The sequence below is a fragment of the Acidovorax sp. BLS4 genome, assembly GCF_032929295.1.
GTDB lineage: Bacteria > Pseudomonadota > Gammaproteobacteria > Burkholderiales > Burkholderiaceae_C > Paracidovorax.
The window spans coordinates 1671347-1695725 of sequence record NZ_CP136797.1; the positions used below are offsets into that span (position 1 = coordinate 1671347).

Consider the following 24379-nt stretch of genomic DNA (forward strand, 5'->3'; position numbering starts at 1 on the left):
CCATGTCAACGCAGCAACCTCAGATAACCGAAGTTCACGATGAGCTCGGGCTCGTCGCTTCAATCCGAGCAAGTCATGGTACCGAAAACATCGTTCAGACAACGCTCAGAACTGACGAGCGTGTAATTGCGCGCGTTACCGATGGCATCTATCGCCAGCCCGGTTCCGCGCTGCGTGAACTAATATCCAATGCCTATGATGCTGACGCAACCCGCGTAGTTATTAACACAGATGCACCGCGTTTCGAGCGCATCTCTGTTGAAGACGACGGACACGGCATGGGTCCTGAAGCACTTGCCCACTTATTGCTGCATATAGGCGGAAGCGCGAAACGAAGCGAGGCTGGACCTGGGCTCGGAGTTACTGCGCCGCATGACCCGATGTGCAGTCCCGGCGGTCGCCGCCTGATAGGCAAGATTGGCATCGGGCTGTTTTCCGTTTCCCAGTTGACTCACACTTTCCAGATCATCACCAAAGTCAAAGACGATGATCACAGAACAGTTGCTACTGTCGCTTTGCGACAGTATGCGGACGAGGAATTGGCACTCAGCCAGGATGGAGAAAAGAGGAAGTTCGAGTCAGGGAAAGTGAACATCTGGCGTGAGAAAGCGGCAGACGTCAATTCACACGGTACTACGATCATTCTCACCAGCATCCGGCCGCAAGCGCGAGACACCTTGCGCAGCCGCGAAATCTGGAATGCAATTGAGCAAAACGAGGCGCAGTCTAACGCTGAAGAAAAACAGGCAATTGAGCCGCCACAATTTCACATCGGACGGGTTGATCCAAGTGGTGAACTACTAAAAAAGACTGCCGGAAAAACTTGGGCATTACCTTGGGAAAAGGGCGATCCGCCAACTGACGCATTTGCCAAACTGGTTCAGTGCGTCTGGGATGAGGTTGAACGGTCAACGCCAAACCCGCAGCTCGACCGCATCTTCGACTATTACTTGCGTATGGTCTGGCAGTTGAGCCTTGCGGTGCCGCTGCCTTATGTCGATGGCCACTTGTTCGATATGGACCTCGAAGGCTGGGCAGAGGCGTTCACGCTGTCGAACCAGCCCAAAGGGGCGGCGCAGCGGCTCGATGTGGCCGGCGCTCCGCTGCGCGACAAGGCAGGACTGCAGGACCCAGTTGGCCGGATAGGAAAATTTGATGTTTTCTTCGATGACTTGAAGCTGGCACGACCACTGAAGTTCAAAGGTCTGCCTTCGACAAACAATGCACTCAAGAATCCGCTCGTTTTTATTGGCAAGTGTCGGGAAGAGTTTAAAAAGCTTCCACGGGAATTGAGCGGCGGGCCACTGGCCTTTGAAGCCTACTTATTCTGGACGCCGAAGGTTGCGCCGGTTGAGCACCAGGGCTCCCTGATACGCATCCACGGGTCGAGCGGTACTTTGTTTGATTCCACATTCATGCGCTATCAAGTATCCGAGCAAACCCGTCTGCGGCAGATTACTTGCGAAATATTCGTTAGCGAAGGACTAGATAGCGCTTTGAACATCGACCGGGAGTCGTTCAATAACGCGCACCCGCATTCCGTATATATCACTAAATGGCTGCATAGCGCGTTACGGCAGCTTGCCTCCGCTCAGAAGCGTCTAGCAAGCGAGGTTCGTGCGCATTCACGCGACGAAAGCAAGGGCGTGGCGGTGTCTGAGATTCAGCGGGTTGCCAGCGAGGTATGGCAACTGGAAGCAGATGATCCGGCCGCGCAGCCGCCCTCCATTGAGTTGTCCTCCACGGGGAAGAAGGTCGAAGCTGCGGGCGAGTCCTATGTTTACTCCCGCACCGCAGTCCTCCCCTTACGGACCGGCGCACAGACAGCTAAAACCAAGGCTCGGGATTCCATCCTTGAAGAAAAGCTCAAAGCGATCGCCCAAGTGCTCGCATCATTTGGGTTGCTAGACGCAGTGCCCAAGCGTAAGCAGGAGAAGCTCCTGAAGGCGATTTATGAAATTCTCGATGCACCTGGAGAATGATGAACGACGCAGCACCCGATGAAGAAGAACATGCTGACGATATCGTTGATATGGTTGCCTATGAGGCGCCAATGCCGGCGTCCGCAAAGCTGTTCTTGCCTTGGCACCGACCGCGCAAGCAATACGTTCGTCACCACCAGTGGTGCCGCGAGATCATCCTTATGGTCACCGACAGTCCGCCTGTTGGTGGGGTGCTGAAATACTTAGGTTTGCCCGGTGTCGATCTTTTGGATCTGCGGCATTTCCACTCCGCAGTTTGCGAAACGCAGCATATTGACATGCGTTTCTTGGGTTTTATCAGCGGCGCCCACCCAGCCAGCAAGGCGCAGACCGAATTGAATATCTCTCTGGATGAGGTACGCCGCCTGCCGCGAATTAATGCGATGTCAGACGTTATCGGCGACAATTTTGCACGTGTTGCTAATCAGTCATCTTTGGCTTTTATGAAAGCGAAGGCGCTGGGACCATATGATGTTATCAACCTCGATTTGTGCGATGGCTTCAGCGCCCAAGCTCCGGGGACGCTTGATAACAGTTACTACGAAGCAGTCCGCAGTCTCCTCGCCCTGCAAGCTCGCACGATGAATCCTTGGCTGCTTCTGCTGACAACGCGTGCGGACAAGCCCAATATCGATGCCGGAGTTCTGCAAAAGCTACTTGAGAAGTACATCTCCAACTTGACGGAGTGTGCCCCGTTCCGTGAAGCATCTCGTGATCATTTTGACATCGAAACTGAAGAAGCGCTGGCCGCGGCCGTAGATGCCCCAGCAGGTTTGCTCCCAGTGTTTCTGACAGGTCTGTGCAAATGGTTTGTTGGTTTGGCGCTCGAGCAGCAGCCGCCAACTTCAGTTGAACTACGTAGTGTTTTCGGCTACCGCGTGGACACCGATGCAGAACATGAAGATTTAATCTCCCTGGCGTTCAAATTTACACCGACGTTCATTCCAGCTGCTGATCCCATGGGTCTCGCAAGTCAGCAAGTAGCCGCGCCTGACGAGGGTACGCTGGCCACCCGGGCTCTAAAGCGTGTATCTAAGCGCATTGATGCGGATAAGAAACTGGCAGCTGATGCCGACCTCCAGCAGAGTATGGTCGACGCCACTGCGTACCTGCTGGGCCTGGCACGCTATGACATCGAGGCATATAAGGCTTGGCTGCAAACGAACTAGTTTGGTTGACCAACCGGGCACCATCGCTAGCTAAAGGCTGTGTGTCCCGAGAGGTTGAGCTGTTGCCCTGTTCTCTTTTTAGCCGCTAAAAATTTAGGCCCGATTCCCGCTACGCTGAGCGCGTTCCTGCCTAGCAATTTCATCCGGCCATGCGGCGAGATCGGCGTCTGGTAGGCCGGTCAAAATTTCGCGAAGCCGATGTGTTGACACATGCGTCGGCGGCTCGAAAACGTACCCAGAAGCCCGCATTTCTGCCTCGACTTCCTCCGTGATGAAAAACGGCTCAGCTTCCGAACGCTTGTTCATGTCTTGACCTCTTGGTGTCGAACCGATTATCTCAGGCGAGGGTCAGGTCACTTGCCACAACGCATGGCAATAGTTGGCGCAAAAGCTGCCCACGGCCACAGTTTGGTACTTGGCGCTTGTGGGCGTCCTAGTGAACCTTCAACGATCGCCTTAGGCCAGATTTTGCGGCAAGAAAATCGTGTTTTGTCGCATGCCCGGTTTCGGCCTGGTAGTAGACGATCATCAGCATGTTCACAACTGCCTCGATCAGCGGCGACACATGCAGCGCCATCTCTTGATCCAATAAATCGAAGTCGATTCCTGCGAGTTGCGTAGCCGCTTGCTGAACTGCCTTTGTAGCTTCTGTACTATTCCGAGTTGCCATGATTCACCTCTCCATCAGGTGTTAAGTGGAAGTGCCGGCCGGTTCCACCCGGCCGGTGCGATTTGCTCTACTGAGGGCGTCCGCTGACGAACGCTGCAACCTCGTCGTCAGCGACGGGAGCCTTGCCAAGACTGTTGCTGTCGAACGTGGCGGTGTCTTGTGACGCACCCTCGTGATCTCGGCTTGCCCGGATCGCAGAGGCAATCTTTCCGCCCGTGGTTTCGCTGATGCGATCAAAGGCCGACTCGCGCATGCTTGCGGCCTTGGTTTTGGCCACGTCCCAGGAGCCTTGCGCCAGGTTGCCCGCAGTACCCGCAGCAATGGCCGCCGCACAGCCCAACATGCTGCCGGTGGAGCGCTGTTCGCCAGGTGCCCGGCCGGTGCCCTGCCCCCCTCCCTTGGCGTCAGAACCAGCGGCCTTGCCGCCTGCGTCGGCGTTCCTTTCGGCACCAGGTACCGCGCCACCTCCCGAGTCCTTGCCCTCGGCGGCCGGGGCGCTACTCTTGCCGCCCGAGCTGCTGCCGCTGTCCATGCCAGCGAAGACGCTGCCACCGCTAGAGCTGCTGCCACCAGGGCCTGCAGCGGCCATAGCAACACCGCCCATCGTGTCGCCCATGCCACCACCACCGCCGCCCTCGCTGGAGGCTGCAGAGGCTTTGCTGTAAGCGGCCTTGATCGCCGATGCACCGCCAGCGGCCGAGGCCGCACCACCCATCACAGCCGCTCCAGCCATGCTTGCTGCACCTGCGGTCATGGTGGCCGCGCCCATTACGGCACCCATGGCCGCGCCGGCACCGAAGCTACCAATGCCACCCGCACCGCCAACACTTGAACCGGTAATGACGCCGGCGACAAGTGGCGGCACGCGATTGACCAACATCAGTAACGCCAGACAGAAAACCAGCATTACACCCAGCTCTTCAAAGTTCAGCGTGCCTGTGTTCATCTTGGCGTAGAAGCTGGACAGCAGGTCGTTTCCAATGCCAACCAGCAGCACCATCGTCATGATCTGCACAGCCACGCCCAATACGGTCTTGTAGTAGTTGATTGCCATGTCCGAAGTCCACCGCGACCCACCGAACCCCAGGAAGAAGATCCCGGCGTAGGAGAGTAGCCAGCCCGATACAAGGAGCAGCAGCATGTTCACGGCGATAACGGCCAGCAGCAGCAGGATGCCAGCGCTCAGGACCGCGCCAATGAAGCTGTCGATGGGCGACCAGGCCGAGAGGTTGCGGATGGCCTGCTTCCAGATCATGAAGCCGACATCGACGATGCTGGACGGCGTGATCGAGGAGAAGCCGGAAGCCTGCTCGCCGATCCTCGCCATTGACTGGATGATCGAGGTTGCGAAGTTCGGGCCGTTACGCAGGAGCCAGAGGAAGAAGCCGAAGAACAAAATGAATTTGATGAACTCGGCAAAGAACTCGCCAATGTCGGCCTTGCGCAGCGCCATGAAGCCGAACGTGATAACCATGGAGATCGTGCCCAGCGTCCAGAACAGGAACATCGCGGCGTTCATCACCACGGTTTGCCAGGCCGCGGCACGCGTGGCGAACTCCGTCACCACCTGGTCAAGCATCCCTTGGTTGGTGAGCTGGGCCGATGTCGCTGTGCAACAGAGCGCGAGGAACGCACCGATCAGCAGCGCTGGCTTGTGCAGTGTTTTCATGGCTTCACTCCCTTCTGGTCTTTCGGGTCCGCCAGCTCAAGCCAGTTTATGGGCTTCTCGGTCGGCGCAATGCCGCCGCCAGTTGGGGATCGGTGTGAGCACAACCCGGCGAAGGTTTCGCGTGTCGCCTTGTCCTCGATCTTCTTGATCTTCTCTAGCTGGCAATTGGTGTCATCGACAACGGGCATAGGCAAGGTCGCCGGTTTGTTGTCGCATCCGGCCAGCAGCGCCGCCGCAAGGCCGACGAGCAGCATCGTTTTTCTCATGATGCGCCTCTCTGGTCAGCGGGTCAGTTCGAGCCAGTTTTTGGGACTGCTCGTCTTGCCGATACGGGACTCCGTCGAAGTGGCGTGTGTCGCCTGCTGTCGGGCTTCAAGATCGGCCTCGGCTTGCATCCTGGTCGTGACAGCGTTTTGCTGCGCGATCAACAGGCCGCGAATCTGCAGGAGCTGGTTGGCTTGGTTGCTGGCGAGCTGGTTTGCAAACCCGATGGCCTGCATCTGGCCAGTCGCACCCTGCGCCGCCGACTGGAGCCGTTCCAGCGTGCGCGAGTCGGAGGCGAGGTTTCTCTGCTGCTGTTCCAAGCCCTTGAACAGCGCGTCATTGGCCTTCTTCTGGCTCTCGCTTGCCAGACGCCGGTTCTGTTCCATCGCTGCGCGCTCGGCGTCGCTGCATCCGCTGGCAGAGAAGCAGGGCGAGGATTTGTAGTAGCTCACGTCCTGGAACTTGCCGATGTAGCTGTCCAGGCTGCCGAGCTGGTTTTTGTAGTAGTCAAGCGTGTTGACGGCGTTCATCAACCCACTGATCGTTGACTGCGCTTGATCCCAGATATACGCGGCCGGTGCGACCGTGTTCTGGATCATGTTCTCGTACTGCTGGAGCTGGGTGCGGTACTGCTCAATTTGCTTGAGCGTCTGCGCAACGTTCTCCACCGCCGACATGACGGTTTGAGTCAAGTTCGCACCGTCGATAACCGGGATTCCAGCCTGCACCGGAGTGACAACAATGCTGCCAGCCAGCAAAACGGTGAGGGCAATTTTAGCTGCCAAAAAGCGATGATTATTCATGTCGATATCCTTTTTGAAAGTGGCTTTCACGATCGTCGAATAGCTGTGCCATGTGTAGCTAATCGGTACTTGACCAGGGCTACACCGAAACCCGGACTTTTGTATTGATGTCACGGCGTCAGAAAATCTAGCGGCTAAAGTCGCTCACTACAGATGGCGGTAGCCGTCAGCTCTCGCAGAACAGGATTCCCCGTTGAGCACGAAGTGCGAATAAGGGGATAGTGAAGATAGATAACCGGCTTGCCGGTTAGCTAACCTCACCTATCCTGCCCGCACTTCCGCGCCACGAAGTTCGCTGTTGTTGCGTCAACTTCACCTCCTCGATCACGCTGCTGAACGAATGCAGCGAGGCTGCAGGGCGAAAATAGCGCTGACTGATCGAAAGTGTTGTGCCAGTAGCATTCACGCAGTGCGCTGATAGTGCATTGCCTGAGTGGAAACAGCGATTCGTCACAGCAGTTCATCCTTCTTTGGGTTTGGACTGAATGAGAACGAAGTGGACGCATTCGCTGTTTTTGCTTGGCTTTGGTTTTTCGCTTTTTTTGTACTTGTGCTTTTCTTGATATGGCGATGAACGTATTTGAGGAACGTTTCATAGCGGAATGAAATTCTCTTTCTTTCACGCAAGTGTTCCCATATCGTTTTCAGCTCGAAGCCGGCATCTATTGCTTCGCGGACATTTTCAGAAACTGCAAGGAAAGATGCCAAAGTCGTAGCATGTGTGGATTTATTTCCTCCGCGCTCACTTAACCATTCGGATAGGTCGTTTGGATAGTTTCCCATTACTCAGTTCCTTTTTTAATTAGATCGCCGGTGAGTAATTCGGCAACCGAATCGGTTGGAAAATGAACTCTTCGTCCAATGTAAATCTTCCGGCTATTCAAGTTGATGGCCCATTCCTCTGTTCGCATGGCCAGGACTACACGAACTCCGCCAGGCTTCCGTTTCAGAACGGCCGCAAGTTCTCTAGGGTCATTGTTGGTCCGTACTTTTGAAGAAGAAAATCAAGAGTCGTGCTCACCAAATGCTCACTTATGACAGTTAATCGAAGTTAATTTCGAAGAAGTTTGTGCTGTCTGGCGTTATATTTACAGGGACTTTCAGGCCAAATTTCTTACCCGGACAAATTGCCCTAATGATCACGAAATCGACCGCAGAAAGACGTCGGCAGATCGCGCGCAGCGTGGCGCTACTCCGCACGCTGAGCAAGCGTGAAGGCACCACATCGGTTTATGGCTTTGCAGAGAAGTACGATTCTTTGGCATCCCCCATGCACCCAACTCGGGACCAGGGAAAAAATGGATGGCAGGCGTTGTTTAACGGTACGCGGCCAGTGTCTGCAGCTCGGCTGCGTTCGCTCTCTGCAGTAGAGGCGTGGTCAGATGCGACCACCGTCTATCAGAATGGCCCTGCGAATCTCTGGAAAGCGATGTGGGGACCGTCCGAACAGCTACATCTCGTCATTTCTGAAGAGTTGACTGAATGGCGAAGTTTCGATCAAGCTGTCGCGGAGTTTGAGGGCGAATTACTGCTGGCCCATCAATATCGTGCGCCGCTGACCCTTTTGCATCTTGCAAAGGCAATCGCACTTTATCGATTGCAAAATGACATTCTTGGGCTGGGTGATGCAAGCGTTCGTGACGGTGTTTCGCAGTGCTTGTGCGATGAGGTCGTGCAGGCGGAGATGGAATGCCTCGGAGTCAGGCAAACGGTCACTGATGAGCTAGCGAAATACTTCAGAATTGAAGTCAATTACCAATTGAATTGTTCATCGGTGGCTGCTCGATGGGATGCCGTAGCAGCAAGGCTGGATTGGGTCGGTTAGACGCCAAGAGGGGCGAGGCGGCCCGCGTGCTGAACTTAAAAAATTTTAGCGGCTAAAGTTTGCCCGCCCCCCAAGTGTCAACGAAGCAGAAGTTCTGATCGGTCTTGCGCCAGGACTATCACTTGAGAGGCTTGGAAACGTGTGACATCGCACCTGAGGCCCGAAGCCGAGCCTTGTATATTTCTACGATGTCATCGATGCTAGCTTCACCGCGCACCCATTTTTCGCAATCCTGCAGCACTTCGGCATCTGGCTCAAGTCCTTCCATGCGCTGACTTGCCAAATTGCTTTGAATCGTGGCTCGGCGTTCTAGTTGCTGCCATGCAGATATGGGTCGGAGAACCATCTTGATATTTTAGCGGCTAAAAATTCTTAGCGATTTTGACACTTGAGGGGCGTTTTCAGCGTTCGGGATGGATCGTTGCGGTAAGAATAATAATAAGAATATTATTATTCTTACCATTACTCAGGGGCGGTGCTGTTGAAGAAGTCTTTTGCGAGAACCGAAACCCTCCTTTGGCGTTAAAACGGATTTCAAGCCGCTTCACTCTTGCAAAAACTTTCGTGATATGTGCGCGAGAAGAGGCTGTGGTTGCATGTTCGGACAGTGCTCGTGATCAGGTTATCCGCATTGTTGTCCACTCTTGCATCCGTATTGTTTTTATTAATTCAACTTCGTTCTGTACCGGTTTCCGGTACAGAACTAGCGCTGTACCGGGTGTCGGTACAGAACTAGCACCGTACCGGAAGGCGGTACGGTTGCTCAATGTTTAGGCATTGGTGGACGGCCCTTTCCACGCATCTGGTTTGCGATTTCGAGCAAGCGGTGGCGTGCCTGCGCTGGCGTGGATAGGGGCACGGACGACTCAACACAAGGCAACTGCGTGGGAATCTGATCAGCACGCATGGCGGTTTTGAAGCTACCGCCATTGGCGTCCTGACGCATGCCGGGACCGGGGATCAGTTCGACTTCTGCCCACACGTCAGCCCCTTCAATTTCGCCTGCTGCAGATTGCTTGAGCTTTCCCAAGCGTTCACGCATGGTGGACGGAACAAAGTCGATGGCGATCGTGCAGATCACAAGGTCGCCGACCCTCACATCCATGCGCTCACGTGCCACGTAGATGTTCTTCTGCCCGCGCTTTGTCACGCGCAGTAGGTGGTTTTCCACCAGCTTCTTGATTGCGGCTTGAACAGGATCGGTAGAAAGCCCCGTGAGCAACATCAGGCGTCGAATTCCTGGCCCAAGCCACACCGGTTTGAAAGTCGGCGTGGCTCTTGATCGCATGCCACACTGCGAATGCGTTTACCCCGATTTCCGCAGCCAGGCCTGACGCGAACATGTCACGCTGTTGCGTGTGGTATGTGGTGTCGATATCGCCATGCACGGACGGAAATGGGCTTTTCGCGGGAGGTCCTGCGGGCCGCGCCACTGATGTCGGCGCGCTCACCGATCAACCTCTTCAGCAGCTGGGGCGCGGGTGTCCAGAGCTGTCTTCCGACGTGCGCTTGCAACTTGCATCGCTTTCGTCGGCCGGCCTCGCCGAGGGCTCGTGTTAGCTTGCTGCGGCGCAGGTGCCTGGTTGCTGCTGGACGTTGTTACGAATGCCGCGAGCCATCGTTCAACGTCTTCAGCGCGCCATAGCAGGCGTTTTGTGCCCGGTAAACGGCATAGGGGAGGGAGGGAGCGGGGGTTGCGTGTCGCGTCGCTGCGGATGCTGGCGACAGACTTGTGGAGGTAGGTGGAAAGCTGTTCCACGGTGAGAAGGATGCTCATGAGCGCACGCCTCCCTCTGCCTGCCTGTCCCTGGAACTGCAGGCCCAACTTGCTCTGCGCATGGTCGTAGCTATGGCTACTGGTCGGTGCTTCATGTCGATAACCCTGATGACGTGGCTAGGGTCATCGAGCAGCTTTGCCACGTGGCTACTCGGTCATTGACCAGGGCGATACCGAAGCCCGGCCTTATTTTTTGGAAGTCACGATATCGGAGCACGCCGCAAGCCGTGGTGGCAGCGGGGGGAAAGCATCGATGTGGCTGGGTGCTAGTCAGCCAATCGGTAAGTGACCAGGGCGACGTCGAAGCCCGGCCTTTTGTGTTGCATTCACAACGTCAGGTGTCCGAGTTGCTCGGACGATGACAGTTTAGCAGCAGGAGAGTGCAATGTCGTGCGCTGGCGGCACTGCGGGAGCGTGCTGGCTCTGGCACAAATCTGGCACACGCAGTGTGCAAAAACGTGCCGATAAAAGCAAAACAACGCACTAACCTGCAAAGGTTAGTGCGTTGTTTTTATTACCAAAAATGGTGCCGGAGAGATGAATCGAACACCCGACCTTCTCATTACGAATGAGCTGCTCTACCGACTGAGCTACACCGGCGAAGACTCGAATTATATATCGGAATGGTAGCGTGTCACGCGTTCCACTTCATTTTTTGAGCCCAGGACCACGCTGACGCGCTCGTGCAACTGCGTGGGCTGGATGTCCAGGATGCGCTGCTTGCCGTTGGTGGAGGCGCCGCCGGCCTGCTCGACGAGCCAGCTCATGGGATTGGCTTCGTACATCAGGCGCAGCTTGCCGGGCTTGTTGGGTTCGCGCTTGTCCCAGGGGTACAGGAACACGCCGCCGCGCGTGAGGATGCGGTGCACGTCGGCCACCATGCTGGCGATCCAGCGCATGTTGAAGTCCTTGCCGCGCGGGCCTTCGGTGCCGGCCAGGCATTCGTCGATGTAGCGCTTGACCGGGGTGTCCCAGTGGCGCATGTTGCTCATGTTGATGGCGAATTCCTTGGTGTCCTCGGGAATGCGCACGTTCTCTTCCACCAGCACGAACGAGCCCTGCTCGCGGTCCAGCGTGAACATGGCGACGCCGTCGCCCACGGTCAGCACCAGCGTGGTCTGGGGGCCGTAGATGCAGTAGCCCGCGGCCACCTGCTGGGTGCCGGCCTGCAGGAAGTCCTCGGTCATGACGCCGGGGTGGCCTTCGGGCTTTTTCAGCACGCTGAAGATGGTGCCGATGCTCACGTTCACGTCGATGTTGGAGGAGCCGTCGAGCGGATCGAACAGCAGCAGGTACTCGCCCTGCGGATAGCGGTTGGGCACCACATAGATGCTGTCCATCTCTTCGGATGCCATGGCCGCGAGGTGGCCGCCCCATTCGTTGGCTTCGATGAGCACTTCGTTGGCGATGATGTCCAGCTTCTTCTGGATCTCGCCCTGCACGTTCTCGCTGGCGGCCGTGCCCAGCACGCCGCCCAGCGCGCCCTTGTTCACGGCGTGGCTGATGCTCTTGCAGGCACGGGCGACCACTTCGAGCAGCAGGCGCAGCTGCGAGGGGATGAGGCCGTCCACCCGCTGCTGTTCGACGAGGTAGCGGGTGAGGCTGATGGTTTTTGCCATGGAGGGGGTTTCCTATTTTTTGGACGTGATCAGTCGGCCAGCGCGCGGGTGACCACCTCGCGCACATCGTTGGACAGGTCGGGCTTGGCCGCCACGCGGGCGATGGCGTCGCGCGCTGCGCCGCGGTAGGGGTCGGCCAGCTTCTTCCAGCGGTCGAGCGCCCGGGCCAGCCGCGCCGCCACCTGCGGGTTGAGCGTGTCCAGTTCCAGCACGCGATCGGCCCAGAACTGGTAGCCCGCGCCGTCCAGCCGGTGAAAGCCCCCGGGGTTGGCGCTGCAGTAGCTGAAGATCACGCTGCGCGCGCGGTTCGGGTTCTTGAGGCTGAAGTCCGCGTGTTTCATGAGCTGCTGCACGGCGGCCAGCACCTGCCCGCCGCGGTCGGGCGCGCCCGCCTGCAGCGAGAACCATTTGTCCAGCACCAGGGCCTCGTCCTTGAACAGGGCGTGAAAGCGCGCGAGCGCCGGCTCGGCCAGGGCATGGCCGCTGTACACCAGCGCCGTGAGGGCGTTGAAGCGGTCGGTCATGTTGCTGGCGTCCTTGAAGCGCTGGTACGCCTTGCCCGGCCATACGCTGTCGCCCGTGGTGCGGGCCGCCAGGCACAGCATGGACAGCGCCAGGCCCGACAGCGCGCGGCGGCCGGCCGAGATCGCATCGGGGCGGTAGGCGCCCGTGTCGTGGTGCTGCGCCCAGATGGCTTCCCACTCCGGCTGCAGCGCGACGGCGAGCTGCGCGCGCATCGCTTCGCGCACGGCGTGCACACGCTGCGGGTCCACCATGTCCAGGTGCTCGGCGATGTAGCCCTCGGAGGGCAGGCTGAGCACCAGTTCCTTGAAGGCCGCGTCCAGCGCGGGGTGGCGCAGCACGCCGCGCATGGCCTCCACGAAGCTGTCGGGCACGATCTGTTGCTCAATAGGTGTGCCTGCCGGCGGATTGATTGCCTCGTCCGCTATTGTTTTAATAGCGATGCGCAGGGCCAGGCGCTGGCCGGCCTCCCAGCGGTTGAAGGCGTCGGTGTCGTGCGCCAGCAGGGCGAGCAGCTCGGCATCGCTGTAGTCGATGTCCAGCACCACGGGGGCGCTGAACCCGCGCAGCAGCGACGGCACGGGCTGGGAGCCCACGTTCACGAAGGTGAACGCATGGGTGGCCTCGGTCAGCACCACGGTGCGGTCCGCGCCGCCCGCGGCGGCCTCGCCCTCCAGTTGCAGAGGCAGCGCGCTGCCGTCCGCGCCCAGCAGGCCCAGGGCCACCGGGATCACGGCGGGCTGCTTGAGCGGCTGGCCGGGCGTGGGCGCGAGGCTTTGCGACAGCGTGAGCGTGTAGGTGCGCGCGGCGGCGTCGTACACGCCCGTGGCCTGCACGCGCGGCGTGCCGGCCTGCGAATACCAGCGCTTGAACTGCGGCAGCAGGCGGGCCAGGTCGCTGTCCGGGTTGGCATCGGCGATGGCCTGCGCGAAATCGTCGCAGGTGACCGCCTGTCCGTCGTGGCGCTCGAAGTACAGCTTCATGCCGCGCGCGAAGCCTTCGCGGCCCACCAGCGTGTGCATCATGCGCACGACCTCGGCACCCTTTTCGTAGATAGTGACGGTGTAGAAGTTGTTGATCTCGACGTAGCTGTCGGGCCGCACCGGGTGCGCCATGGGGCCGGCGTCTTCCGGGAACTGCGCGGTGCGCAGCACGCGCACGTCCTCGATGCGCTTGACGGCGCGGGCCGAGGGGCTGCCCGACAGGTCCTGGCTGAACTCCTGGTCCCGAAAGACCGTGAGGCCTTCCTTGAGCGACAGCTGGAACCAGTCGCGGCAGGTGACGCGGTTGCCGGTCCAGTTGTGGAAGTACTCGTGGCCCACCACGCTTTCGATGTTGCCGAAATCCACATCGGTCGCCGTGGCCTGGCTGGCCAGCACGTACTTCGTGTTGAAGATGTTCAGGCCCTTGTTCTCCATCGCGCCCATGTTGAAGTCGCTGGTGGCGACGATCATGAAGCGCTCCAGATCCAGCGGCAGGCCGAAGCGCGCCTCGTCCCAGGCCACGCTGGCCATGAGGGAGTTCATGGCGTGCTCGGTCTTCTCCAGGTCGCCCGGGCGCACGTACACCTGAAGCAGGTGGTCGGCGCCGGAGCGCGAGCGGATGCGCTGCTCGCGCGCCACGAGCTTGCCGGCCACCAGCGCGAACAGGTAGCAGGGCTTCTTGTGCGGGTCCTGCCACTTGGCGAAATGGCGCGCGCCGTTGGGGCCATCGTCCAGCGGGCCGTGGTCGATCAGGTTGCCGTTGGACAGCAGCACCGGGTAGGCGGCCTTGTCGGCGCGCAGCAGCACGGTGAAGCTGGCCATCACGTCCGGCCGGTCCAGGAAGTAGGTGATGCGCCGAAAGCCCTCGGCCTCGCACTGGGTGAAGAAGGTGCCCTGGCTCACGTACAGGCCCGACAGCTGCGTGTTCTTGGTCGGAGAGCAGGTGGTGAAGATCTCCAGGTCGAAGGGCTCGTGGCCCTCCGGCAGGTTCTCCAGCACCAGCTGGCCGCCTTCCATCTTGAACGAGGTGCCTGCGCCGTTGACCAGCACGCGCGCCAGGTTCAGCTCGTCGCCATCGAGCCGCAGCGCGCCCGCGGGCACGTCCGCGTTGCGGCGCAGCCGCATCTTGTTGAGCACCCGGGTCTTGGCCGGGTCCAGGTCGAACGTGAGGTCCACCGTGTCGATCCAGAACGCGGGGGCGGTGTAGTCGGCACGGTGGATGGCCGTGGCGTGTCCTTCTCTCATCATGGCTTGGGGCTTTCCGGGCGCGTTACACGCCCTGCTTGAGGGAGGCTTCGATGAAGGCGTCGAGATCGCCGTCCAGCACCTTCTGGGTGGCGGAGATTTCGACGTTGGTGCGCAGGTCCTTGATGCGGCTGTTGTCCAGCACGTAGCTGCGGATCTGGTGGCCCCAGCCGACATCGGTCTTGGTGTCTTCCAGCTTTTGCTGCTCTTCCTGGCGCTTGCGCATCTCGAAGTCGTACAGGCGCGAGCGCAGGCGCTGCCATGCCACGTCGCGGTTGCTGTGCTGGCTGCGGCCATCCTGGCACTGAACGACGATGCCGGTTGGAATGTGCGTCAAACGCACGGCCGAATCGGTCTTGTTGATGTGCTGGCCGCCGGCGCCGCTGGCGCGGAAGGTGTCGGTGCGCACATCGGCCGGGTTGATGTCGATCTGGATCGAGTCGTCGATCTCCGGATAGACGAACAGGCTGGCGAAGCTGGTGTGGCGCCCGCCGGATGAGTCGAACGGGCTCTTGCGCACCAGCCGGTGCACGCCCGTCTCGGTGCGCAGCAGGCCATAGGCGTATTCGCCCTCGATCTTGATCGTGGCGCTCTTGATGCCGGCCACGTCGCCCGGGGTTTCGTCTTCCACCGTGGTCTTGAAGCCCTTGCGCTCGGCGTACTTGAGGTACTGGCGCAGCAGCATGCCCGCCCAGTCGCAGGCCTCGGTGCCGCCGGCGCCGGCCTGGATGTCCACGAAGCAGTTGAGCGGATCGGCCTCGTTGCTGAACATGCGGCGGAACTCGAGCATCTCGATCTCGGGCTTGAGCTTGGCGGTCTCGGCCTCGATGGTCATCAGGCCGTCGTCGTCGCCTTCTTCCTTGCTCATGTCGAAGAGCTCGGTGTTGTCGGCCAGCTCGCGCGTGAGCCGCTCCAGCGTGAGCACCACGCCGTCCAGGCTCTTCTTTTCCTTGCCCAGCTCCTGGGCCTTCTTGGGGTCGTTCCAGACCGTGGGGTCTTCCAGCGAGGCGTTTACCGTGCGCAGGCGTTCGAATTTGGCATCGAAGTCAAAGATACCTCCGTAACTCTTGCGTGCGCACGGTCAGGTCGGAGAGGGTGTTGCCGATGAGGTTGATGCGTTCTGCGTCCATGGTGCGTGTCCTGAGTGTTCGGTGGAATAACCGGCGATTTTCTCACGCGATGCGCCGCACGCCCCCAATGCCCTTCCACGGGGCGCAGGGCGCAGCCGGCCGGCCCCGTTGCCGGGGGGCAAAACCGGCCGCTATTTCAAAAATGATAGCAAGATGCCCTAGTGGAATATGCGCTGGCGGCCTTTTTCAGCCAGGGGTACTCAGGAACGACTCGATCAGCGCCGCCACCGCGCCGGGCTGGTCGTGGTGCAGCATGTGCCCGGCGTCCTGGACCACGGCGGTGCGGCAATCGCGCACGTGGCGCAGGCGGGCGTGGTATTCGGGCAGGTCGTAGCGGTCCTTCCACCACAGGCCCATGCTGTCGTCGCTGGCCTCCACCGCGAGGGTGGGCGCGGTGATGCCGTCGTACAGGGCCAGCGCTTCCTCCACGCGGTAGATCTGCGAACTGGTGATCTTGTGCGCCGCATCGCCCAGGATGCGCCAGCGGCCCTGCGCGTCGGGCGCGGCCCACTGGCGGGCCAGCCAGGCGGCCTTGTCGGCGGACAGGCGCGGGTTGGTCTTGATGAGGCGCTGGGCCACGCCGTCGGCGCTGTCGTAGGCCTTGAGCGATTTCTCGCCGCGCTCCAGCGCCCGGATCTCGTCCATCCACTGCGCGTAGCGCCGGGGGGCCTGGTCGGGCGTGGTGGCCGGCAGGCCGAAGCCTTCCAGGTTCACCAGCCGGCGGATGCGCGCGGGCCGCACGCCGGCATAGGCCATGCACACGTTGCCGCCCATGCTGTGGCCCACCAGATCGACCGGCTGGCCGGGCGCGTAGTGGTCCAGCAGGTGGTCCAGGTCGGCCAGGTAGTCGGCGAACACGTAGTGGTCGCAGGGCGCCGGCAGGCGGCTCAGGCCGAAGCCCCGCCAGTCGGGCGCGATGACCGTGCGGCCGGCGAAGAACGCCTGCGACAGCGCGTCCACCACGAACTGGTAGGACGCGCCCACGTCCATCCAGCCGTGCATCAGCACCAGCGGGGGCCGAGAAGGGGAAGATGGGGAAGCGGAGGCGGGCGACGCCTCGCCGTTCCAGCGGCGAACGTGGTACTGCAGGGTGCGGACGGGGACGAATTCGCTCTGGGAGGCGCGGGCGGGCTGGTACATCGGGCGATTATTCGCGCAGGGCGCGGCGGCGTCAGTCAAGGCTGGGACAAGCGGGCGGCCGCTCGTTCGGGGCCCTGGCTGCGGGGGCCTTCGGGCATGCGGTGCGCTCGCTGCGGGAACAGGGAAAATCCATTATTCTGCCCAGCCCATCCGCAGCTTGTAGGTCCTCTCCCCATGCAAAAAATCCCATTGGGCGCCAGCGCGCTCCAGGTCACGCCCATCTGCCTGGGCACCATGACGTTCGGCGAACAGGTGGACGAAGCCACGGCCCATGCCATTCTCGACCGCTCGCTGGAGCGGGGCGTGAACTTCATCGACACCGCCGAGATGTACGCCGTGCCGGCGCGCGCCGAGACCTACGGCGCCACCGAGACCATCATCGGCCGCTGGTTCGCCAGCCGCCCCGGCGCCCGCGAAAAGACGGTGCTGGCCACCAAGGTGGCGGGCCCCTCGCGCGGCATGCCCTGGGTGCGCGAAGGCAAGGGAATGACCCCGGCCGACATCGTGGCCTCGTGCGACGCCAGCCTGCGCCGCCTGCAGACCGACGTGATCGACCTCTACCAGATCCACTGGCCCGAGCGCCACGTTCCCGCGTTCGGCACGGTGTACTACGACCCCGGCAAGGAAACCTCGGCCACGCCTATCCACGACCAGCTGCAGGCGCTGGCCGGGCTGGTGCAGGCCGGCAAGGTGCGCGCCATCGGCCTGTCCAACGAAACGCCTTACGGCGTGCACGAGTTCGTGCGGCTGGCCGAGCAGCACGGCCTGCCGCGCGTGGCCACGGTGCAGAACCCGTACTGCCTCATCAACCGCACCTGGGAAAACGGCATGGACGAGTCCTGCCACCGCCTGGGCGTGTCGCTGCTGGCGTATTCGCCCCTGGGCTTCGGGCTGCTGACGGGCAAGTACGACGCCAGCGGCACGACCGGCGCCGGTGCGCCGAAGGGCGCGCGCATCGCCAGCTACGAATCGGTGCGCAAGCAGCGCTGGGGCCGCCCCGAGGCGCTGGAGGCCTCGCGCCGCTACAACGCGCTGGCGCGCGAGCACGGCCTCACGCCCACGCAGATGGCGCTGGCGTTCTGCTACACCAAGTGGCAGGTGGCCAGCACCATCATCGGCGTGACCTCGCTGGCCCAGTTGGACGAAGACCTCGATGCCTGGGGCACGGTGCTCTCGCCCGAGCTGCTCGCGGCCATTGACTCAGTCCGCTGGGAACTGCGAGACCCGGCACTGTGAGCAAGAAGGCCGCCAAGGCCGCCCATGTGAGCGAGACCCCGGCCACCCAGTGGCTGCGGCGCCAGGGCGTGCCCTTCACCGAGCACCCCTACGACTACGTGGAGCACGGCGGCACCGCGCACAGCGCGGCCAGCCTGGGGCTGGACGAGCACGTCGTCGTCAAGACGCTGGTGATGCAGGACCAGGATGCGAAACCCCTCATCGTGCTCATGCATGGCGACCGCAAGGTGTCCACGAAGAACCTGGCCCGCCAGATCGGCGCCAAGTCGGTCGAGCCCTGCCAGCCCGAGGTGGCCAACCGCCACAGCGGCTACCTGGTGGGCGGCACCTCGCCGTTCGGCACGCGGCGCGACATGCCGGTGTACATCGAGGAAAGCATCCTCGCGCTGCCGCGCATCGCCATCAACGGCGGCCGCCGGGGCTTTCTGGTGCAGATCGATCCGCAGGTGTGCGTGCAGCAGCTCGGTGCCAAACCGGTGCAGTGCGCGCTGGCAGAATAGGCCGCCCCGCCGAACCGGGGCCGCGCCTTCGGGGCGCCGGCCACCGGCCCCCCGTGGCGCCCGCCACCGCCCTCTCGTGACGCCCGCATCCTGAAGGAATTCCTACCTTGACCACCGTCTATTGCCTCCTGGCCACCGTGGCCGCCTACCTGCTGGGCTCCCTGTCGTTCGCTGTCATCGTGAGCCGCACCATGGGCCTGAACGATCCCCGCACCTATGGCAGCAAGAACCCCGGCGCCACCAACGTGCTGCGCTCCGGCTCCAAGGCCGCGGCCGTGATCACGCTGCTGCTCGATGCGGTCAAGGGCTGGCTGCCCGTGGTGCTGGTGCAGGCCTTCGGCAAGCCCCATGGCCTGGAGGACGGCACGGTGGCGCTGGTGGGCCTGGCGGCATTCCTCGGGCATCTGTGGCCCGTGTTCTTCCGCTTCGAGGGCGGCAAGGGCGTGGCCACGGCGCTGGGCGTGCTGGTCGGCATCAGCCCATGGCTGGGGCTGGCCACGCTGCTGACCTGGGTCATCATCGCGTTCTTCTTTCGCTACTCTTCGGGCGCGTCGCTCGCGGCGGCGGTGTTCGCGCCGCTGTACTACGTGATGTTCGGCGGCGTGCTCTGGTACACCGAGGCGACCATCGGCGTGGCCATCGCCGCCATGTCGGCGCTGCTGGTGTGGCGGCACCGCGAAAACATCCGCCGCCTCATGGCCGGCACCGAATCCCGGCTGGGCCAGAAGAAGAAAAAGCCCTGAATCGAAGGGAACGGAGCCAAGCGGGGGGTAGCCGCCCGGTCAGGGCCGGCCGGCCGTGCTCACCAACCCCATCAGCCCGCTGCTGTGCTGGGCCGCGTAGTGGCCCAGGCGCACCAGCGTGCGGTGGTTGATCTCCACCTTCACCGCGGGTCGGGCCAGCGCCGACTGGATGCGTGGCCGGCCGCTGGCCGTCTGGTGTAGCCGGGGCTGGGCCAGGTGCTCACCGTCGCGGTCCAGCAGGCTGGCCACCAGGGGGGCGTTGACCTTCTCGCTGCGGCGCAGCACCAGCGCGGTCTCGCCGTTGTCCAGCCGCACGAAGGTGCCGGGCGGGCACAGCCCGACGGCGCGCACCAGCGCATAGGTGACTTCGTCGCGCCGGTCCACGTCCTGGCCCACGATGGCGCGCACCGAGTCCGTGGCGCTGCGGCCCGCACGCGACTTGCGCGGGCTGATCATCGCGGCGTAGCGGTCGATCGTCCCCAGGATGCGGCTGAGCCGGTCCTCGGCGGGCATGCCCGCCAGCGGCTGCGTCTCGGCCAACGGCGCATGGTGCTGGCCCACGACGTCCAGCCACAGCGGGTCCTTCACGTCCAGCTGCTCCAGCAGGGTCATGCTGCGCAGCGGGTGCGCCTCGATGGCCTCCTGCTGCGCGGGGCTGGGCCGCTCGCGCTGGCTGGCCAGCTCGTCCTGCAGCGCGGTCATGCCGATGTTCATGGTGATCGCGGCACGCACCAGGCTGTCGCGCTCCAGGGAGGGCAGCTGCAGTTCGTGCGCAAGGATGTGGCACAGCGTGCCGCACACCAGGGCGTGCGAGGTGCTGTAGCCCACCGTGGAGGTGGAGGCCAGCTGGAACATCAGGTACAGCGCCGCGTCGATGTCGTGCGCCACCAGTTCCTGCAGCCACCGGTCGCACTGGCGCACCTTGGCGGGAAAGTCGTGCACCTGCAGGGGCCGCGAGAGGATCACCGCCAGGGCGGATTCCAGGTCCGACCACAGTCCAAGCAGGTCTTCGTATTCGCTGTCGGACGGCTCGCCGGCGCTGGGGGGGCTATGGGGCATGGGGCGCGGGCTACTGGCGCTTTTCCAGCACCATCTGGTCGTTGATGCGGCTCATCTGGAACTCGTTCAGGAAACTGTTGCCCAGCAGCACGAAGGGCATGGCCTGGGGCGTGACGACGGCGTCCACGCCGAGCACCTCGACGTCGCCGATGCGCACCGAATCGAGCTTGATCCGCCAGCCCTGGGCCGTGCCGTTGGCCGTGCCCAGCACTACGGGCTGCCCGCTGCGGTAGGCCAGGCCCATTCGTTCCGCCTCCGGCTGGCCGATGGCCACGGTACTGGCGCCGGTGTCCACCAGGTACTGCATCGGCCGGCCGTTGATGGTGCCGCTGTTCACGAAATGCCCGCGGCTGTCGGCGGTGAGCACCACGCGCCGGCCCGTGCCGGCGGCGCCGCGGCTGCCCACGCTGACCGGGGCCTCGCCCAGGATCAACGTGCGCCGCGCGCCGGCCAGTTCGACCACCGCCTCCTCGCGGCCGACCGAGACCACCTTCACGCCCTGGTGGCTTTCACCCGGGCCCACGCCGCGCGGCGCGCCACCGTTGACGACCAGCAGCGCCTTGCCGCCCAGGATGCCGGACAGCGCCACCGCCTGGGCGTGCGCCTGCCATGGCGCAAGCGCCAGGGCGGCAGCGAGGGGGAGGGCGCGCAGGAGCATGGAGGGGCAGCCTGGGGGTGAGGGCGGTGATGCGGCAGGCGGCGGGGAAGTCGGTGTCAGTCGCGGAAGTTGTCGAACGACAGTGGAATGTCCACCACTTCCTTGCGCAGCAGCGCCATGGCGGCCTGCAGGTCGTCGCGCTTGGCGCCGGTCACGCGCACTTTCTCTTCCTGGATGGCGGCCTGCACCTTGAGCTTGCTTTCCTTGAGGAGCTTCTGGATCTTCTTGGCCAGCTCGCTCTCGATGCCGTTGCGCACCTTCACGACCTGCTTGACCTTGTCGCCGCCGACCTTCTGCGGCTTTTCCATGTCGAGAAAGCGCACGTCCACGTTGCGCTTGGTGAGCTTGTTGCGCAGGATGTCTTCCACCTGGGTGAGCTGGAAGTCGGCATCGCCGAACAGCGTGATCTCCTTGTCCTTGATCTCGATGGCGGCGGACGTGCCCTTGAAGTCGAAGCGCGTGCCGATTTCCTTGGCGGTGTTTTCGACCGCGTTCTTCACTTCTACGAGGTTGGCTTCACAAACGGTGTCAAAAGAAGGCATGGCATCACTCTCGGAAACTGGGGGAGAACCCGGCCGCGAAAAGGGGCCGGGTGCGACAATCCGGTCGATGTTAGTCGAGAAAAACGCTCCCCTGCAGCACTGCAATACCTTCGGCATCGTGGCCCGCGCCCATACGCTGGTGCGTGCCCGCTCGGTCGATGACGTGCGCGCCCTGGTGTCCGACCCGCAGCTGGCGGGCTCGCCCGTCTTCGTGTTGGGCGGCGGCAGCAACATCGTCCTCACCGGCGACGTCAAGCCCGTGGTCCTCAAGATGGAGATCAAGGGCCTGCGGCTGGTGCAGGAAACCCCCCAGGCCTTCATCGTGGAGGCCGGCGCCGGCGAGTCCTGGCACGACGCCGTCGCCTGGACCCTGGCGCACGGGTTTCCCGGCCTGGAAAACCTGGCCCTCATCCCCGGCACCGTGGGCGCGGCGCCCGTGCAGAACATCGGCGCCTACGGCGTCGAGCTGCAGGACCGCTTCGATTCCCTGGACGCCATCGACCTGGCGACGGGCCAGCCGTTCACGCTCGATGCCGCCCAATGCGCGTTCGGCTACCGCGATTCCGTCTTCAAGCACCAGGCCCCCGCCGCCCCCGCGGGCGCCGCCGAGGGCAGCGCGCCGCGCGGCATGGGCCTGGCGGGGCGCGCGGCCATCACGCACGTGCGCTTTCGCCTGCCCAAGCCCTGGAAGCCCGAGCTGGGCTACCTCGACCTGGAGCGCAAGCGGGCCGAGGCCGGCGTGGCCGAGCCCACGGCGCAGCAGATCTTCGAATGGGTGTGCGAGGTGCGCCGCGCCAAGCTGCCCGACCCGGCGGTGGTGGGCAACGCCGGCAGCTTCTTCAAGAACCCCACGGTCACGCCCGACCAGTGCTCGGACATCATCGCCCGCGAGCCGCGCATCGTGCACTACCCCATGCCCGACGGCACCATCAAGCTGGCGGCGGGCTGGCTGATCGATGCCTGCGGCTGGAAGGGCAAGAGCGTGGGCAAGGCCGGCGTGTACGAAAAGCAGGCGCTGGTGCTGGTCAACCGCGGCCGGGGCGCCGACAGCGTGACCGGCGGCGAAGTGATGACGCTGGCCAAGGCCATCCAGACCAGCGTGTACGAGCGCTTCGGCATCCGGCTGGAGCCGGAGCCGGTGGTGGTCTAGGCCCGGCGCGTGCGGCCGGTTCTGCCGCGAAGCGGCTGCAAACCCGTCGCGGAGAGATTGCTATGCTATTAATAGCATGAATGGCATGTTTGACTAGGGCGTCAGGCCGATTGGGCTCTGATTTCGGTGCGACTGCCCGAACGGGGCGCTCAGGCGCTGGCGCCGCCCGCCGGTGGCGCGCGGAAGGCGACCTGGAACCGGTTCCAGCCGTTGATGGCGACGACGGCCAGCGACAGCTCGACGATCTCCGCCTCCGAGAACTGCGCCGCCACCATGTCATAGACCGCGTCCGGCACGTCCTGCGTGGCGGCCAGGCGGGTCAGCGATTCGGCCCAGGCCAGCGCCGCGCGTTCGCGGGCATCGAACAGGCCGGCCTCGCGCCAGGCGGCCAGCAGGTGCAGGCGCCGGTCGGTCTCGCCATGCCGGCGGGCCACGCCCACGTGCAGGTCGATGCAGAACGCGCAGCCGTTGATCTGCGACACGCGCATCTTCACCAGCTCCTTGAGGGCAAGGGGCAGGGCGCCAGCGCGCAACTGGTTCTCCAGCGCCATCATGGCGTTCGCGGTGGCGGGGTGGTTTTTCATGAGGTCGATGCGGGCTTGGGACATGGGGAGCCTTTCGTGGCGGTGGTGGTTGAAGGAAGGAGCGGGTGGGAAAACCGTGGCCCATGGCGCGGCCCGCACCCGGCGCGGGTGCCATGCCATGGGAACGGATCGGGAAAACGGGACCCGGCGGCGGCGGGGCCTACAGCCCGCGCAGCTTGTCCGGGTTCAGCACGGCGTAGATGCCGTGGATGTGCGTGCCGTCGGTCTGCAAGGCCAGCGCCACGCGCGGCGTGCCGCCCTCGCGCAGCACCAGACCCGGCGTGCCGTTGATCTGCACTTCCTGCACGGCGAGGTGGCGCAGGTACACGCGCCACAGACCCGCCGCCAGCCGGGCCAGGGCCCGGGGGCCGCGCACCACCTTGGTGGCGGCCTGGACCTTGCCGCCCGCATCGGGCGTCCAGGTGGCGTCCGGCGCAAAGAGGGCGAGCAGGGCGCCGTGGTCCTGGGCGCGCATCGCGTCCACGAGGCGGTGCAGCAGGGCCCGCGCGGCGTCCGGCGTGGCCGAAAAGCGCACCTTCTCCCGGCGCACCTGGGTGCGGGCGCGGTGCACCAGCTGGCGGCAGGCCGCCTCGCTGCGGTCCAGCACGGTGGCGATCTCGCCGTAGTCGCTGTCGAACACGTCGTGCAGCAGGAAGGCGGCGCGCTCGTCGGGCGACAGGCGTTCCAGCACCACCAGCAGCGCGATGGACAGATCGGACGCCAGCTCGGCGCGCGCATCGGCCGCCGGCGCGGTGGCGTCGCGGTCCAGCCAGGGTTCGGGCAGCCACGGGCCGCTGTAGGCCTCTCGCTCGGTGCGGGTGGCGCGCAGCCGGTCCACGCACAGGCGGGTGACGGTGGTCACCAGCCAGGCCTCGGCCGTCTGCACGCGCTCGGCCGGCGTGGACTGCCAGCGCAGCCAGGCGTCCTGCAGCACGTCCTGCGCATCGGCGCGGCTGCCCAGCATGCGGTAGGCCACGCCCAGGAGGCGCGGGCGGTGCTGAAGGAACGTGGCGGTGTGCGGGTCCGGGGCGAGGGGAATGTCGGCGTTCATGCCTTCAAGACGGGTGGCCGGGCCGGTTTGTGACAGGAATCCGCGCCGCCTGCCAAAA

The 24379-nt window shown here is 63.0% G+C and carries 24 protein-coding genes and 1 tRNA gene; 7 read left to right on the forward strand and 18 right to left on the reverse strand.

Translation table 11 applies throughout. The annotated features are described in order from the left end of the window. Window positions 1-2 precede the first annotated feature (2 nt). A complete protein-coding gene (locus tag R1Z03_RS07750) occupies window positions 3-1982 on the forward strand; it encodes an ATP-binding protein (RefSeq protein ID WP_317358418.1) in 1980 nt (659 codons plus the stop codon). Continuing rightward, window positions 1979-3151, forward strand: a complete 1173-nt coding sequence (locus tag R1Z03_RS07755) for a hypothetical protein (RefSeq protein WP_317358421.1) — start codon at window positions 1979-1981, stop codon at window positions 3149-3151. The genes R1Z03_RS07750 and R1Z03_RS07755 overlap by 4 nt, the downstream gene beginning before the upstream one ends. 93 nt (window positions 3152-3244) lie before the next feature. Here R1Z03_RS07755 and R1Z03_RS07760 read toward each other — a convergent pair whose 3' ends face one another. From R1Z03_RS07760 to R1Z03_RS07785, 6 genes are all read right to left on the reverse strand, one after another. Further along, complete coding sequence (locus R1Z03_RS07760; protein WP_317358423.1) at window positions 3245-3457, reverse strand: hypothetical protein; 213 nt, start codon at window positions 3455-3457, stop codon at window positions 3245-3247. Window positions 3458-3584: 127 nt separating this feature from the next. Next, window positions 3585-3821 (reverse strand): type I toxin-antitoxin system ptaRNA1 family toxin, encoded by a 237-nt coding sequence (locus tag R1Z03_RS07765; RefSeq protein WP_317358425.1) that lies wholly within the window; start codon window positions 3819-3821, stop codon window positions 3585-3587. Between the two features lie 67 nt (window positions 3822-3888). Next, the gene (gene trbL, locus R1Z03_RS07770) at window positions 3889-5490 is read right to left on the reverse strand and encodes a P-type conjugative transfer protein TrbL (RefSeq protein ID WP_317358427.1); all 1602 of its coding nucleotides are present in this window, start codon (window positions 5488-5490) and stop codon (window positions 3889-3891) included. After that, window positions 5487-5756, reverse strand: coding sequence for an entry exclusion lipoprotein TrbK (gene trbK, locus R1Z03_RS07775; protein ID WP_317358430.1), 270 nt, complete (start codon window positions 5754-5756; stop codon window positions 5487-5489). Before trbK ends, trbL begins: the two co-directional genes overlap by 4 nt. Window positions 5757-5771: 15 nt before the next feature. Continuing rightward, window positions 5772-6557 carry a P-type conjugative transfer protein TrbJ gene (gene trbJ / locus R1Z03_RS07780; RefSeq protein WP_317360280.1) on the reverse strand — a complete coding sequence of 262 codons (786 nt, stop codon included), beginning with the start codon at window positions 6555-6557 and terminating at the stop codon, window positions 5772-5774. Window positions 6558-7007: 450 nt separating this feature from the next. Further along, on the reverse strand, window positions 7008-7340 hold the full coding sequence (locus R1Z03_RS07785; RefSeq protein ID WP_317358433.1) for a TraK family protein: 333 nt from the start codon (window positions 7338-7340) through the stop codon (window positions 7008-7010). 352 nt (window positions 7341-7692) lie between these two features. On the opposite strand from R1Z03_RS07785, the gene R1Z03_RS07790 reads away from it, so the two are divergent. Continuing rightward, window positions 7693-8382, forward strand: coding sequence for a hypothetical protein (locus tag R1Z03_RS07790; RefSeq protein ID WP_317358436.1), 690 nt, complete (start codon window positions 7693-7695; stop codon window positions 8380-8382). 118 nt (window positions 8383-8500) lie between these two features. Here the strand turns inward: R1Z03_RS07790 and R1Z03_RS07795 are convergent, their stop codons facing one another. The 7 genes from R1Z03_RS07795 to R1Z03_RS07825 all read right to left on the reverse strand — a co-directional run bounded on the left by R1Z03_RS07795 (window position 8501) and on the right by R1Z03_RS07825 (window position 16798). After that, window positions 8501-8728 carry an antitoxin VbhA family protein gene (locus tag R1Z03_RS07795; RefSeq protein WP_317358439.1) on the reverse strand — a complete coding sequence of 76 codons (228 nt, stop codon included), beginning with the start codon at window positions 8726-8728 and terminating at the stop codon, window positions 8501-8503. A 417-nt stretch (window positions 8729-9145) separates the two neighbouring features. After that, window positions 9146-9607 (reverse strand): hypothetical protein, encoded by a 462-nt coding sequence (locus R1Z03_RS07800; RefSeq protein ID WP_317358442.1) that lies wholly within the window; start codon window positions 9605-9607, stop codon window positions 9146-9148. 1076 nt (window positions 9608-10683) lie between these two features. Continuing rightward, a tRNA-Thr gene (locus tag R1Z03_RS07805) sits at window positions 10684-10759 on the reverse strand. An 11-nt stretch (window positions 10760-10770) separates the two neighbouring features. Next, window positions 10771-11778, reverse strand: a complete 1008-nt coding sequence (locus tag R1Z03_RS07810; RefSeq protein WP_317358444.1) for a class 1 fructose-bisphosphatase — start codon at window positions 11776-11778, stop codon at window positions 10771-10773. Between the two features lie 29 nt (window positions 11779-11807). Continuing rightward, entirely contained in the window at window positions 11808-14528 is a 2721-nt protein-coding gene (gene pepN, locus R1Z03_RS07815) for an aminopeptidase N (RefSeq protein ID WP_317360282.1), read from the reverse strand. Between the two features lie 25 nt (window positions 14529-14553). Further along, window positions 14554-15658, reverse strand: a protein-coding gene (gene prfB / locus R1Z03_RS07820; protein WP_272552141.1) for a peptide chain release factor 2 whose coding sequence is annotated in 2 segments (ribosomal slippage) — window positions 14554-15576 and window positions 15578-15658 — 1104 coding nt in all. Because the reading frame shifts where the segments join, the coding sequence is not laid out codon by codon here. A 186-nt stretch (window positions 15659-15844) separates the two neighbouring features. Continuing rightward, window positions 15845-16798: an alpha/beta hydrolase gene (locus R1Z03_RS07825; protein WP_317358446.1), complete on the reverse strand. Its 954-nt coding sequence runs from the start codon at window positions 16796-16798 to the stop codon at window positions 15845-15847. A 174-nt stretch (window positions 16799-16972) separates the two neighbouring features. On the opposite strand from R1Z03_RS07825, the gene R1Z03_RS07830 reads away from it, so the two are divergent. From R1Z03_RS07830 to plsY, 3 genes are all read left to right on the forward strand, one after another. Beyond that, window positions 16973-18034, forward strand: a complete 1062-nt coding sequence (locus tag R1Z03_RS07830; RefSeq protein WP_317358450.1) for an aldo/keto reductase — start codon at window positions 16973-16975, stop codon at window positions 18032-18034. Beyond that, window positions 18031-18534 (forward strand): aminoacyl-tRNA deacylase, encoded by a 504-nt coding sequence (locus R1Z03_RS07835; RefSeq protein ID WP_317358453.1) that lies wholly within the window; start codon window positions 18031-18033, stop codon window positions 18532-18534. Before R1Z03_RS07830 ends, R1Z03_RS07835 begins: the two co-directional genes overlap by 4 nt. A 107-nt stretch (window positions 18535-18641) precedes the next feature. Further along, the gene (plsY, locus tag R1Z03_RS07840) at window positions 18642-19277 is read left to right on the forward strand and encodes a glycerol-3-phosphate 1-O-acyltransferase PlsY (RefSeq protein ID WP_317358455.1); all 636 of its coding nucleotides are present in this window, start codon (window positions 18642-18644) and stop codon (window positions 19275-19277) included. Window positions 19278-19316: 39 nt separating this feature from the next. Here plsY and R1Z03_RS07845 read toward each other — a convergent pair whose 3' ends face one another. Genes R1Z03_RS07845 through R1Z03_RS07855 form a run of 3 tightly spaced genes read right to left on the reverse strand, consistent with a single transcriptional unit; the run spans window position 19317 to window position 21536 of the window. After that, entirely contained in the window at window positions 19317-20336 is a 1020-nt protein-coding gene (locus R1Z03_RS07845; RefSeq protein ID WP_284398701.1) for an HD-GYP domain-containing protein, read from the reverse strand. Between the two features lie 10 nt (window positions 20337-20346). After that, window positions 20347-20994, reverse strand: coding sequence for a TIGR02281 family clan AA aspartic protease (locus tag R1Z03_RS07850; protein WP_284412005.1), 648 nt, complete (start codon window positions 20992-20994; stop codon window positions 20347-20349). 56 nt (window positions 20995-21050) lie between these two features. Then, a complete protein-coding gene (locus R1Z03_RS07855; protein WP_272568536.1) occupies window positions 21051-21536 on the reverse strand; it encodes a YajQ family cyclic di-GMP-binding protein in 486 nt (161 codons plus the stop codon). Window positions 21537-21603: 67 nt separating this feature from the next. Between R1Z03_RS07855 and murB the strand changes: the two genes are divergently transcribed. Then, window positions 21604-22686, forward strand: coding sequence for a UDP-N-acetylmuramate dehydrogenase (murB, locus tag R1Z03_RS07860; protein ID WP_317358459.1), 1083 nt, complete (start codon window positions 21604-21606; stop codon window positions 22684-22686). A gap of 149 nt (window positions 22687-22835) precedes the next feature. Here the strand turns inward: murB and R1Z03_RS07865 are convergent, their stop codons facing one another. Both R1Z03_RS07865 and sigJ read right to left on the reverse strand, forming a co-directional pair. After that, window positions 22836-23294 (reverse strand): carboxymuconolactone decarboxylase family protein, encoded by a 459-nt coding sequence (locus R1Z03_RS07865; RefSeq protein WP_317358461.1) that lies wholly within the window; start codon window positions 23292-23294, stop codon window positions 22836-22838. Between the two features lie 136 nt (window positions 23295-23430). Beyond that, window positions 23431-24321, reverse strand: coding sequence for an RNA polymerase sigma factor SigJ (sigJ, locus tag R1Z03_RS07870; protein ID WP_317358464.1), 891 nt, complete (start codon window positions 24319-24321; stop codon window positions 23431-23433). Between the last annotated feature and the right edge of the window lie 58 nt (window positions 24322-24379).